The 12675-nt window shown below is 36.3% G+C and carries 14 protein-coding genes; 12 read left to right on the top strand and 2 right to left on the bottom strand.

The annotated features are described in order from the left end of the window. Nucleotides 1-137, bottom strand: a 137-nt coding sequence (locus KHB02_RS23605) for an orotidine 5'-phosphate decarboxylase / HUMPS family protein (protein WP_241114048.1), incomplete at its 3' end; no start/stop codon positions are given. 296 nt (nt 138-433) lie between these two features. Here KHB02_RS23605 and KHB02_RS23600 point away from each other — a divergent pair. The 10 genes from KHB02_RS23600 (at nt 434) to KHB02_RS23555 (ending at nt 10111) form a co-directional block, all read left to right on the top strand. Then, entirely contained in the window at nt 434-610 is a 177-nt protein-coding gene (locus KHB02_RS23600) for a hypothetical protein (RefSeq protein WP_213147540.1), read from the top strand. Between the two features lie 289 nt (nt 611-899). Next, complete coding sequence (locus KHB02_RS23595; RefSeq protein ID WP_241114047.1) at nt 900-1073, top strand: aspartyl-phosphate phosphatase Spo0E family protein; 174 nt, start codon at nt 900-902, stop codon at nt 1071-1073. 571 nt (nt 1074-1644) lie between these two features. Beyond that, nucleotides 1645-2223, top strand: coding sequence for an FAD synthetase family protein (locus KHB02_RS23590; protein ID WP_338088320.1), 579 nt, complete (start codon nt 1645-1647; stop codon nt 2221-2223). Between the two features lie 404 nt (nt 2224-2627). Beyond that, nucleotides 2628-3848, top strand: a complete 1221-nt coding sequence (locus tag KHB02_RS23585; RefSeq protein ID WP_213147538.1) for an acyl-CoA dehydrogenase family protein — start codon at nt 2628-2630, stop codon at nt 3846-3848. A gap of 260 nt (nt 3849-4108) precedes the next feature. Further along, the gene (locus KHB02_RS23580) at nt 4109-4660 is read left to right on the top strand and encodes an NADPH-dependent FMN reductase (protein WP_213147803.1); all 552 of its coding nucleotides are present in this window, start codon (nt 4109-4111) and stop codon (nt 4658-4660) included. 129 nt (nt 4661-4789) lie between these two features. Then, on the top strand, nt 4790-5269 hold the full coding sequence (locus KHB02_RS23575) for a DinB family protein (RefSeq protein ID WP_213147537.1): 480 nt from the start codon (nt 4790-4792) through the stop codon (nt 5267-5269). Nucleotides 5270-5667: 398 nt separating this feature from the next. Further along, entirely contained in the window at nt 5668-6753 is a 1086-nt protein-coding gene (locus KHB02_RS23570; protein ID WP_213147536.1) for a DMT family transporter, read from the top strand. After that, nucleotides 6734-7039: a hypothetical protein gene (locus tag KHB02_RS23565; RefSeq protein ID WP_213147535.1), complete on the top strand. Its 306-nt coding sequence runs from the start codon at nt 6734-6736 to the stop codon at nt 7037-7039. Before KHB02_RS23570 ends, KHB02_RS23565 begins: the two co-directional genes overlap by 20 nt. Before the next feature lie 539 nt (nt 7040-7578). Further along, nucleotides 7579-9039 carry a glucose-6-phosphate dehydrogenase gene (gene zwf / locus KHB02_RS23560; protein ID WP_213147802.1) on the top strand — a complete coding sequence of 487 codons (1461 nt, stop codon included), beginning with the start codon at nt 7579-7581 and terminating at the stop codon, nt 9037-9039. Between the two features lie 40 nt (nt 9040-9079). Continuing rightward, the gene (locus tag KHB02_RS23555; RefSeq protein WP_213147534.1) at nt 9080-10111 is read left to right on the top strand and encodes a glyceraldehyde-3-phosphate dehydrogenase; all 1032 of its coding nucleotides are present in this window, start codon (nt 9080-9082) and stop codon (nt 10109-10111) included. Between the two features lie 79 nt (nt 10112-10190). Here the strand turns inward: KHB02_RS23555 and hxlR are convergent, their stop codons facing one another. After that, entirely contained in the window at nt 10191-10553 is a 363-nt protein-coding gene (gene hxlR, locus KHB02_RS23550) for a transcriptional activator HxlR (RefSeq protein ID WP_213147801.1), read from the bottom strand. Between the two features lie 217 nt (nt 10554-10770). Here hxlR and glpX point away from each other — a divergent pair, with 217 nt between their 5' ends. After that, on the top strand, nt 10771-11703 hold the full coding sequence (gene glpX, locus KHB02_RS23545; protein ID WP_213147800.1) for a class II fructose-bisphosphatase: 933 nt from the start codon (nt 10771-10773) through the stop codon (nt 11701-11703). Nucleotides 11704-11753: 50 nt separating this feature from the next. Further along, complete coding sequence (gene fba / locus KHB02_RS23540; protein ID WP_213147533.1) at nt 11754-12647, top strand: class II fructose-1,6-bisphosphate aldolase; 894 nt, start codon at nt 11754-11756, stop codon at nt 12645-12647. Nucleotides 12648-12675 lie beyond the last annotated feature (28 nt).

The following is a 12675-nucleotide window of genomic DNA, read 5'->3' as shown; positions in this document are numbered from 1 at the left end:
GCTTTTACTGCTTGAAGACCTTCGATTTTAACTACTGGTGTACCGATTTCTACGATATCAATGTAGTCTTTAACTTCCTCCACCAATTTAATTGCTTCTTCAGTATTTACAAGGTCTAGAGCTAATTGTAATTCCATTTTTTGTTCCTCCTCTAATATTTTGTTTGCTTCACTGTTATTATAAGCTGTAATTTCCAAAAAACAAAGTATGCACTTTTTTAACATATAGTGTTAAAAAGTATACTGTTCCTTTTGTTTCTTTTGGAAAGAAAAAGCAGGTCTTTGATACTATCTGACAAAAAAGTGCGTACTTACGAATAGAATGAAGAGTTATTATACTTGGAATATATCGAACTTTGAGTAATATTGTTGAAAAATTCAATAAAATAAAGAATATTAAAAGTTATCTTTTTAAATTAAAGGAGGTTATAAAAATGACGTTCGTATTAAAACGGTATTATATGAAAGAATTAGAACGAGAAAGTTATGAAAAGCAGGTGCTTGAAATAATGCCTGAATTAGGTGAAGGGGTATTTAAATTAGATGATTTTGAAATTAGAAATTTAGTAGAACAAATTATTAAGAACCAACAACATGTACTTTGTAATTAACAATTCACAGTATTATTTTTTATACTATATGTTCTTAAAGTGCATACTTACCAGTTTATTGCTTTAAAATTATAATAAAATTATGGATCATAAATAAGATTAACATTAGAGATTCATCAGGTAGATATCAGGATAAAATTGAAATCTTGTATAGATAATCTCTAAATTTTTATTATTAGCTAAATTTAATTTATCACTTTTTCTTATACTATTTAGGTTTTAATATGTACTCACATGAAGATTTTGTTGCTATTAAAACATTTCTATTATGATGGGAGGAGAAGAGTTGATGAATAAAAATTTAAAGGAAGTGTTACTTAAAAATATTTACTTAAAGCGAAAAGAAATGATTGAATTTGCTCAGTTAGCGGGGTATACCTGTGAAAAGACTGTTAAATGCAGCCAAGAATTGGATATGTATTTAAATGAATATCAGGTACTTTTTTTGAAGAAGACATCCTGAAAAGAGGTGATATTATGAAAATCGATGTATGTATTACTTGTGGGGAAGAATTAGCGATAATGGAAAAAAACAGGAGTGTATGTTGGGAATGTATCTTTAAAGCGAATGAAACTTATGGAGAAGAATCATGCGACGAATAATTAATCTAGCTTTTGATGCTTATAAAATTAAATTATCAATAATTACTCTCAAATCTAAGATCCTTTCGAATCCCGTAAAATACCTCAATAATAGACTACTTCTCAGTTAATTAGAATTTCCAAGTCGTCACTAATGACCGCTAAAAGAAGACAGTTGGATTGCCTTGTGGCATCCTTTTTTCTTTGGAATAAATTATATAATTCAAAGAATGCTTGTTTGTATTTGTAAATTATTATCCTGTTTTTACTCGATTAATACAAAAGTATATTACAAATCACTAAATGAAATAAAAGTGCATACTTTGTTTTCTGAAAGCGCTGTCTTAAAATAGTTACTAATACCAAAAGTGTTAACTGGCTACATTTTAAGTTTAAATTAAATAAATACGATATCAGTACGGTTAGAAAGGAAATTATCAAAGTGTAAAGGAGTGGTTTCATTGAAAGTACATACCACGAGGAGTTTACAACTTTCTAAGTCAGTATTAGCGATTGGAGCCCTTGACGGAGTTCACCGAGGGCATCAGGTATTGATACAACGAGCAAGAAGCCATGCAAATAAGCTCGGAGTACCTCTGGTTGTTTATACCTTTGATCCGCCACCTAAAGTTTTCTTCAAAAATTTATTACTCTTGACACCTTTATCTGAAAAAATAAACAGATTAAAATCACTTGGGGTAGATCATGTCATTGTTGCATCCTTTGATTTTAATTATATTACTAGGGGAGTAGATGCCTTCCTGAGTGAAATTTCAGATATAAATCCCTTGGCAATATATGAAGGACACGACTTTAAGTTTGGTAAAAATAGAGAGGGAGATATTAATACTTTACGTGAACGTTTTTCTGTCACTGTCATAGAGCCGGTTTGTTGTAATACAGGAATAGTCATTTCTTCCAGCCGAATTCGAAATCTTCTCGTACAAGGCAGCTTTTTACAAGCTGAGCAACTATTAGGTTGGTCATTACCCGGTACCCGTGCCAAATCTGTTTTCTGCATGGAATTTTAAAAACAGAATGGTTCCAAATATAAAGAGTTTATTTGTTTTTAAATTTATAAAAACAAAGCAATATATTATTTTAATATATCCTACTTAAGGTTTTTTAAGCCATTACTTTAGATTTAGTTAGTAAATAATCAAGGTATTAATAACACAATTTGAAATTAGCCTTACATCCACTAGCCTACAAAATTATATTAATTTATGTGGCAAGTGGATTATTACTTGAATTATTTTATGGATTTGGTTAATTTTAACAAAATTAAAAAATATTTTAATTTTTCCCAATATTCGGGAAACTATGATTTATTTTATTAATTTTCTATGTGAATATAAAGTCATCTCATAAAACTTTTTGGAACTTTTTGTAAGATTATGAGAAGTATAAAAAAACTATCAAGGAGTGAAGAGAGTTGACAGTAAATAATACGGTACTAGAAGAAGGTATTATGCAGATTCCTCAGTGGTGGACTTGCCCGTCGGGGTATGAGGAATTACAAGAAAAGGCACATTTAGTTGGTAAAAATGAACTGCTTCCTCGTGCTTCTATTTCTGATCAGCAAAGTCTATATCCTCGGGAAAGCTTAAGGAAAATTGCTGAAGCAGGGTTTGGTGCTGTAACTGTTCCTGCTTCTGACGACGGTCTTGAAGCAGGATTCACAGGTTTTGCTGTATTGGCTGAAACTTTTGCTCAATATTGTGCCTCTTCTACGATGTGTTGGGTAATGCATACAGCAGCCACGCAGACACTTTATGCAGCAGGAAATCCGGAACAACGTAGGCGCTTTATTCCTGGCGTACTTAAGGGAGAAGTTGGAGGACTTGCATTCAGTGAACCAGCTACTGGAAGTCATTTTTGGAATGTGGTGAGTTCAGCACCAAGACATGGGGATGGATACTTATTAAATGCACATAAATCATTTGTTACAAGTGCGGGAGAAGCTGACTGGTATATTGTATGTACAAATTCTCCAGACAGCAAACTGGATGATAAGCTCATGTTTTTACTTGTTCATAATGATCAAGAGGGGTTGGAATTCTTCCCGTTTAACGCAATGGGATTACGCGGTAATTCAAGCGGACCAATGAAGTTCAATGATGTTTTTGTTCCGACTAATAACCGCATTGGAACTGAAGGCGGAATGAATTATTTTAACGATAATGTTATTGACCCATTATTTTTACTTGGAACTGCTGCATGTTGGACTGGAGTTGCCCAAGGTGCCCTTAATGCAGCAATTGATAGTGCAAAGAAAAAGGTTCACGCAGATACTGGTAAATCCGTGGCCAGCTATCAGGTTATTCGCCACGAACTAGCAAAAGCGCAAATTTTAATTGACAGCTCAAGGAGCATAGTATATCGAGTAGCCCAGGGGTTAGATCAACTTGTTAAAAATGGCGAAAAAATAGGAGATCATCTTTTACCTGTTTGGCAAGCAAAGACTCATGCTGCTGATATTGTCATTCAGGTAACAAATCAAGCTTTACAAGTTTCAGGCGGAAGAGGCTATTTAACTGGTCAAGTAGAGAAATTCTTACGTGACGGTCGTGCTGGGGCAGTAATGGGACCTACAAACGAAATTTTACGTGAATGGATTGGCCGTTCTTTAATCGAAGTTCCATGGTTTGAATAAAAAGAAGACGTCCCAAACTTTTCTATAAAATTAATAAACAAGCAAATTGCCTACGAGAATAACCACTAGTTTTATAACCACCGTCTTATTCGGGTCCTGAAGAAGAACTCGAAATGATGGTGGTTATCATTCTGAAATCATGAAGTAAAGATAACATTTGCTAAGCCATTTTTTCATTGAGTTAATAAAATTAAAATTTTCTATGAACAAAAGGCATTATTTTTACGACAAGGATTTTACAAGGAGGAATGAGAAAAAAGATGAAATTATTAGGAATATCGGGGACTATTACAGGAGCGAAAATAAAAGTTGTAGTTGAAAAAGTGTTAGAAGAGGTAAAGAAAAACAATCCTGATGTTGAAATAGAATTACTTGATTTAAAACAATATGATGTTCAGTTCTGCGATGGACGTGATCCAGCCACATATACTGGGGATACAAAAAAGGTTATTGATATTGTTTCTTCGGCAGATTTTTATATTATTGGAACACCGATATTCCAAGGATCAATCACTGGTGCCTTGAAAAACTTATTTGATTTAGTCCCTCCAAAGGTTTTTCGAAACAAAGTAATGGGTTTTGTCGCTACAGGAGGAACATATCAGCATTATTTAGTGATAGAAAATCAATTAAAACCAATAGCAAGTTATTTTCGAGCATTTGTAGCGCCAGGTTTTGTTTACACTAATTATGACCATTTTAGTCCTAAAAATGAATTGGTTGACCAAGATGTCTTAGAACGTATTACACAGTTAAGCCAGGAAGTCGTATTAATGCAAAAGGCATTAAAGAAAGAGCCTCAATTTAGTTAGAAATGGGCAATCTGTGTGAAGTAGTTCGCACAGATTTTTATTTAAGTTAATAGTTAAAAACCTAAATAAGCTTGATTCGTTCATGGTTAATTTACAAAACGCTACATTTAAAATAGGGAGGGTACAAAGGTGAAAACTATTGATAAAAAAGGATCCATTCAAAAATATGAAGAGTTTATTTCTTTTATTGAGTCTTTAAAAAATCTTGACGAAAGAAAATGGGCATCTCCAATTGCTGAAAATAAATGGAGTGTTAAAAATATTATTGGACATATTATGGTCTGGGATAAATATATGCTAGAGGAGGCTATTTTAAAGATTAAAACTAATCAACATGTGACAATTGAAAATCTTAATATCGATGATTTCAATAAAAAGGCAGTTGAATATGTTAAAACGAAAAATAAAGAAGACATTCTTAATCAGACCATACATTATCGAAAAGAAATTATTGAAAATTTAACATTATTACCAGAAAAAAAGTTTTTTTCTAATTATACCGATAACAGTGGAAATAATTTTGCGATTTACAATTATCTCGAAGAATTTATTGAACACGATGAGCATCATAAACGGCAAATTGAACAATTTTTAAATTCCATTAATTAAGATTTAAGGAAACTGTAAAGGTAAGAGGTACATTATTTACTTTTGTTCTAATTCGGGACTTAATATTATCAAATTAAAATGAGAACCTTTAAACAATAAGGTTCTCATTTTTAATTTAATAAATAGGTGGAAAGTTCAATCCATTTAATAGGTTAATAAATAGAAAAATAGAAATTTAATTACCTTCTCGATTATCGAGAAAATCGGGTAGGCTTTTTTAGTAATTAATTATAAGATTGTGCTACTAACATCAATAGATCATATAGAACACTAATAAAAATTTAGGAGGCAAAGAAGGGGTGAGAAAAAAGTGAATCAATCTATATGTCAATAATTTACTGAAAATTTTAAAGAGTATAAAAATTAATTTGAGAACGATTTTGATGAGGAGGAGTTTTATGAATCCAGTAGGAGCCGCAAGAGCTAAATACAAAAATAATATGGTACGTTGGGGATATATGTGGGCTTTATGGGCCGCGATTTTATGGGGAGCATGGTATGTGCCAGGATCAGCAATTTGGTATGAGTTTCCTTTTTCTCAAATGACACATTCAAATTCTGAGTATTTAACAGCGACAGCGGTTATAACTGCTTTAAATGCAATATCTGTTTTATTATTTATGTTTATATGGACGGGTGTCTTAGGTAAGTGGAAAGATTACGGTAGAACATTGGCCCAGTTTAGAAAAATTACTAAGTGGTACTTCTATGCTGCAATTTTCGGAGGGCCGATGGCGATTTTTGGTAGCTTTTTGGCGATTGGTTACGTTGGAGGAATTTTTGCTGCAGTTGCCGCACTGATGTATCCTATTGTAGGTTCATTTTTGGCAAATAAATGGTACGGTGAAAAGATTACACGGAGGGCTGTTTTAGGTATTTTTGCAATTGTTGCAGGTGGGTTAGTTGTATTTGCGCCAGGTATTTTAGAAGAACTTCAGGGCAGTAATTCAAGTGCTTGGATAGGATACATTGGAGGCTTAATGGCTGCAGTTGGCTGGGGTATTGAAGGGGCCATTGCTGGAAGAGCATTAGATGTCACAGACCCTGATGTTGGTTTAACCCTTAGATTTACAGGCGAGGTATTCTGGTGGTTAGCTGTCATTCTACCACTTTTCATGATTTTTGGAAATGTACCGGTTCTTCCAGTGATTGCAAAAACAATGTCTGTTCTTCCAATCACTTGGCTGCTTCTAGCAGGTATTACATTTGGATTTTGTTATGTTTCATGGTACAAATCATTCCCGTTGATAGGTGTGGGCAGAGGTCAGGCAATCGGGGATTTATACGGATTATTTTCAATCATTTTTATAAGTATTTTCACCCTGACTTTGCCAAAATGGAATTTCGTAGTGGGAGCTATTGTTGTTATTATTGGTGGATTTGTTATGTTTACAGAAAAACGAGATGAAGAGGAAATCCGGTCAGTGTCTGTGGATAATAAAAAGGATGAGGAGGTCATGCAATATGCCGAAAATACACATTAAAGGGAGGATATTACAAATTGTATATGAAAACACCATAGGGAATATTCATAAAGGAATATGGGATTATGAAATTGTAAGGCAGATTCTTGAGGAGTATAAATTGGATGGTGCTTATGCAATGGGAAACGTACGGGTAACTTTAACAGATTTGTTTTCTGGGGCACTTATTGAAACAGTTGACGAAAAGCTTGACGAGGGGGAGCACTTCGGGAAGGGGAAGATATTATTTAAGTTTGTCCTAACTCGTTTTGGTGAACAACGAATGCTGGATACCGGAATAATTTAATTAAATTGAACATAGGGGAGGAACTTGTGTGCCAGAAATGAGTTCATTTTGGGGCTTTGCATTTGCTCCATATCTTTCAATGATAGGCATTCCTGCATTGTCACTTTTATGTCTTTTTATAGCACGGAAATATGTGACAAAACTATAAATTTATAAAAGGTTGGTTCAGAAGGTATTACGATTAACTTTTATCAAGTTGAATTTTTTAGGTAATGAACAGCCACAGGCATTGTGAGAGCTTGGGCTGTTTTTTTGTATTTATACCACTATTTTGTTCGCTTTTTATTATTCCGACTATTCAAAATTGTTGGAACCAGGTGTATTTTTTTATACTATATATTAAAAAAGTGCGTACTTACAAATAAAATTTTTTGAGATTATACTATTCTCATAAGAAACAATAACAAACGACTGGGAAAATTGTTAATAAAAGGTTTTTTTAGATCTAAAAATCAGGAGGGAAAGGCATGAATGGTGTAATGATCCCTAAGGAGATTAAATCAGTAGTCAGTGATTTTAACAGTGTGAAGCCATTGGAATTGGATTCGTTGACATTCGTTTTGTTTGGCGCAACCGGTGATTTGGCAAAGAGAAAAATATTTCCTTCACTGTTTAATTTATTTTTGGATAAAAAAATGCCGGATTCATTAACAATCATTGGATTAGGCAGAAGAGAATGGTCAGATGAAGTATTTCAAAAACATGTTGAAAAATCTCTGCAATCATTTTCCGAACGTTCCAAAAATGTAGACGCTTACAAGATAAAGGAATTTTTACGGTTTTTTCATTATCGTCCATTGGATGTTACCGATCAAGAAAATTATAAACAACTACTAAATGTCATTCAAAAATATGAGCAAGAGTTGAGTATTCCTGAAAACCGCCTCTTTTATTTATCCGTCGCCCCGGAGTTTTTTGATGTGATCGCGCTGAACATCAAAAAAAGCGGATTAGGGTCAAGTAAGGGATGGAAACGTTTGGTTATCGAAAAGCCATTTGGACATGATTTGAAGTCTGCACAGGAATTAAATGCAAAATTAAGAGAAGCCTTTGAAGAAGATGAAATTTATCTCATTGATCATTATCTCGGCAAACCGATGGTTCAAAATCTCGAAGCATTGGCGTTTGCAAACCCAATGCTGCAGGCGTTATGGAGTAATAAACATATTTCCAATATTCAAATCACAGCAAGCGAAACGGTCGGTGTTGAGGAAAGAGCGGATTATTACGACCAGGCAGGTGCCATTCGTGATATGGTCCAGAATCATCTGCTGCAGCTAGTGATGTTGACTGCTATGCAGCAACCGGAAAAATTAAGTGCAGACGAAATTCGCAGACAGAAAATTAGAGTATTGGAACACTTGAGGCCATTGCAACTGGACGATGTAGGAAAAAATTTGGTCAGGGGCCAATACAGTCTTGGGGAGATTAATGGGGAATCAGTTCCATCATACACGGCAGAACCTGGAATCAAGCCATCTTCTATGAATGACACATTTATTGCTGCCCGTCTCTGGATTGATGATGCCTTTTGGGGCGGTGTTCCATTTTATATCCGAACAGGAAAAAGAATGAAGGAGAAGTCCACTAGAATTGTCATTGAATTTAAAAATACAATATCAGATTTATATAAAGAAAAAAATGAGAAAACACCTCCTAATCTTTTAATCATTGAAATCAGTCCGAACGAAAGTGTTTTGCTGCAATTTAATAGTAAAAATCCATTAAATAACAGCAAAATCGAGCCTATTAAGGTCACCTTTTCGGCAAATAAAAAGGATGTCCCGGAGGCTTATGAACTCTTGTTATTCGACGCTCTAAATGGTGATTCCACGTTCTTTGTACAGTGGAAAGAGGTGGAATTGTCTTGGAAATGGGTGCAGCCTATTTTGGAGGCGTTTGAGCAAAATGCTTTGCTGCTTCATGGTTATTCTGCCGGAACAATGGGTCCAAGAGCAGCTGAACAACTATTGGAGGAAGATGGATTTAATTGGTGGTAGGTAAAAGCGATTGAAACAACAGGATTGGAGGAATTAGGAAATGAAAGCGAGAGTAGCCATCAATGGTTTTGGAAGAATCGGCAGGCTTGTTTTCCGTAAGGCGATTGTGGATGAAACACTTGATGTCGTCGCAATCAATGCCAGCTATCCTGCAGAAACCTTGGCCCACTTAATCAAATACGATTCGATTCATGGCAAATTTAATGGCGAGGTCATTCCGGCTGATCAAGCCTTGATTGTAAACGGCCGCACCATTCAGTTGTTAAATAGCAGGGATCCTCAATACCTTCCCTGGCAGGAATACAATATAGACATCGTTGTCGAAGCGACCGGGAAGTTTAATTCCAGGGAGAAAGCAGTGCTTCACTTAGAGGCAGGGGCAAAGAAAGTGATTTTAACCGCCCCCGGAAAAAACGAGGATATAACGGTAGTGATGGGGGTAAATGAACATCAGTTGGATGTTGATCAGCATTTTATTATTTCTAATGCTTCATGTACAACAAATTGTCTTGCGCCTGTAGTAAGAGTGTTGGATGAGCAGTTTGGGATTGAAAATGGTTTGGTTACTACGGTACATTCTTACACGAATGATCAAAATAATCTTGATAATCCACACAAGGACCTGCGGCGTGCCCGTGCATGTGCCCAGAGTATTATCCCGACAACCACCGGTGCAGCAAAATCACTTTCACTGGTATTACCGCATTTAAAAGGTAAATTACATGGCCTTGCACTTCGTGTGCCAACGCCTAATGTTTCACTTGTCGATTTAGTTGTTGATTTAAAATCGGATGTAACGGTTGATGACATTAATCTTGCCTTTCTTTATGCTGCGGGCAGCTATTTAAACGGAATTTTAGAATACACAACAGAACCGCTTGTTTCCATTGATTTTAATACAAATTCTCATTCGGCTATTATCGATGGATTATCAACGATGGTAATCGGTGAAAGGAAAATAAAGGTACTGGCATGGTATGATAATGAATGGGGATATTCAAACAGGGTAGTTGAGCTTGTGAAATTTGTCGCTGAAAAAATGGAACAATCAGCAAAAGTAAAGGTGAACTAGAAGATAAAAATCCCTGTCAATCAATACGAGAGTAAAGATTGACAGGGATTTTCATTGAGAAAGTATTTTTAAAAGGAGATTAATCTGCCTCAATCAATTTCTTTCTTTCAACCAATACCGTATCCATGTAGTTCTTTCCCCATTCATACATTGATTCAAGAATAGGCATTAGGGATTTCCCCTGCTCGGTCAGTGAGTATTCTACTTTTGGAGGGACTACGGGATAAACTTCACGATGGACAATCTGGTCTTCCTCTAATTCGCGTAATTGATTAACAAGCATTCTTTGCGTAATTCCCGGCATCAGAGATTTTAGTTCGTTAAATCGTTTCGTGCCTTCTTTGCCAAGATACCATAAGATCAGCATCTTCCATTTTCCACCAATAATTTCCAACGTCAATTCTTTTTCACAGTTAAAGGTCTTACTATCAATATGGCCCATCATCAATCCTCCAAAATTCTTTATTAGTATATTATTTGATACTATATGAAGTTAAAGTGCGTACTTACATAATGTTATTATACTATTTATAATCATAATTGTACAGGTGATTCAGAATTTACCATATATTCTGACTCCAGAATTTATAACAAACACAAGGGGTGATGTTTTGGGTACTAGTAGTGTTGTAAAAGAAGGATATGTTCATTCCCTGGCAATGGATTTTCTTTCTGTCGCACAACAAGCAGCGATTGCTGCCTATCCTTGGATCGGAAAAGGCAATAAAAATGATGCCGACCACGCCGGAACAGAAGCGATGCGCAATCGAATGAATCTCATTAAGATGAGCGGACGGGTTGTGATCGGTGAAGGGGAAATGGACGAAGCCCCAATGCTTTATATTAACGAAGAACTGGGAACAGGTGAGGGTCCTTTAGTGGATATTGCGGTGGATCCAGTTGAAGGAACGACTTTTTTGTCAAAGGGACAGGAAAACTCGATCACAGTTCTTGCTGTATCAGAGAGAGGTAGCCTATTACATGCTCCAGATATGTACATGAAAAAACTTGCTGTCGGTCCAAAGGCGAAAGGTCATATTAACATTCAGGCATCTTTAACGGAAAATATGATATCCGTCGCAAAGGCCTTAGGTAAGGATTTATCAGAATTAACTGTCATGATTCAAGACAGGCCGCGTCATGACCACTTAATTAAACAGGTTTTTGAGGTCGGAGCCAGAGTGAGGTTATTCCCCGATGGAGACGTCACAGCAGCAATTGCTACGGCAATTGACGAATTAGGCATTGATATTTTAGTAGGTACAGGGGGTGCTCCGGAGGGGGTCATTGCTGCCACCGCTTTGAAATGTTTAGGTGGTGATTTCCAAGGTCAGCTGGCCCCGCAAAATCAGGAAGAATTTAATCGCTGTATTAAGATGGGAATCCAAAATCCCGAACAAATCTTTACGTTAGACGAAATTGTGAAATCAGATGATTGCTTTTTTGCCGCAACAGGGATTACAGATGGAATGCTAATGCGGGGGGTGAAGAAAAAGGAAAATGGTTTAATGCTTACCCATTCGTTCATTACCGGTAAAGGGGTAAGTGAAAGATATCAGTTGGTTGAAGCGTATCACTCGTTATGGAAATAAGGTTGTATTGTCAGTTGAAGAATTGAATTGAAAAAGGGAGAGGAAATAATATGCCATTAGTTTCAATGAAAGAAATGTTGATTCACGCAAAAGAAAATCATTACGCAGTGGGACAGTTTAATATTAATAACCTTGAGTTTACGCAAGCAATCTTACAGGCTGCCCAAGAGGAAAATTCACCGGTCATTCTAGGCGTATCCGAAGGCGCTGCTCGTTATATGGGCGGATTTAAGCTGATTGTTACGATGGTGAAAGAATTGATGGAAACCTATAAGGTGACAGTACCAGTCGCGATTCATCTTGATCATGGCCCGAGTCTTGAGATGTGTGTCCAAGCAATCCATGCCGGATTTACTTCTGTCATGTTCGATGGTTCGCACTATCCGCTTGAGAAGAATATTGAATTAACAAAAAGGGTAGTGGAAGTGGCACATGCTGTTGGCGTATCGGTTGAGGCTGAGCTTGGCCGAATTGGCGGGCAAGAGGACGATTTAAGCGTTGAAGATGCCGATGCGATGTATGCGATCCCTGCTGAATGTGATCAATTGGTCCGCGAAACTGGCGTAGACTGCTTTGCACCGGCGTTAGGTTCCGTCCACGGCCCATATAAAGGTGAGCCAAGACTCGGTTTTGACCGGATGAAGGAAGTGAAAGAACTAACGGGTGTTCCGCTTGTTCTTCATGGCGGTACAGGAATTCCAACAAAGGACATTCAAAAAGCAATTTCGCTTGGAACAGCCAAAATTAATGTAAATACAGAAAGCCAAATTTCTGCTACAAAAGCTGTTCGTGATGCTTTAAGTGCGAAGCCAAAAGAATACGACCCACGCAAGTTCTTGGGACCTGCCCGTGAAGCAATTAAAGATACAGTGAAAGGCAAAATGCGTGAATTCGGCTCGTCGGGAAAGGCTCAGCAAGCGGAAGCCTACTTGGTTACAAATTAAGGGGCCGATTAGGGAGAAAGGGGAAGTA

The organism is Neobacillus citreus, from assembly GCF_018343545.2.
GTDB lineage: Bacteria > Bacillota > Bacilli > Bacillales > Cytobacillaceae > Neobacillus > Neobacillus citreus.
This window is presented reverse-complemented; position numbering and strand designations above follow the sequence as displayed.

Bases quoted from the DNA above. Each gene is read 5' to 3' on its own strand.
- KHB02_RS23600 (WP_213147540.1), top strand. From the start codon at position 434: ATGACGTTCGTATTAAAACGGTATTATATGAAAGAATTAGAACGAGAA.
- KHB02_RS23595 (WP_241114047.1), top strand. From the start codon at position 900: ATGAATAAAAATTTAAAGGAAGTGTTACTTAAAAATATTTACTTAAAG.
- KHB02_RS23580 (WP_213147803.1), top strand. From the start codon at position 4,109: ATGAAATTATTAGGAATATCGGGGACTATTACAGGAGCGAAAATAAAA.
- KHB02_RS23570 (WP_213147536.1), top strand. From the start codon at position 5,668: ATGAATCCAGTAGGAGCCGCAAGAGCTAAATACAAAAATAATATGGTA.
- KHB02_RS23565 (WP_213147535.1), top strand. From the start codon at position 6,734: ATGCCGAAAATACACATTAAAGGGAGGATATTACAAATTGTATATGAA.
- KHB02_RS23555 (WP_213147534.1), top strand. From the start codon at position 9,080: ATGAAAGCGAGAGTAGCCATCAATGGTTTTGGAAGAATCGGCAGGCTT.
- hxlR (WP_213147801.1), bottom strand. From the start codon at position 10,553: ATGGGCCATATTGATAGTAAGACCTTTAACTGTGAAAAAGAATTGACG.
- glpX (WP_213147800.1), top strand. From the start codon at position 10,771: ATGGATTTTCTTTCTGTCGCACAACAAGCAGCGATTGCTGCCTATCCT.
- fba (WP_213147533.1), top strand. From the start codon at position 11,754: ATGCCATTAGTTTCAATGAAAGAAATGTTGATTCACGCAAAAGAAAAT.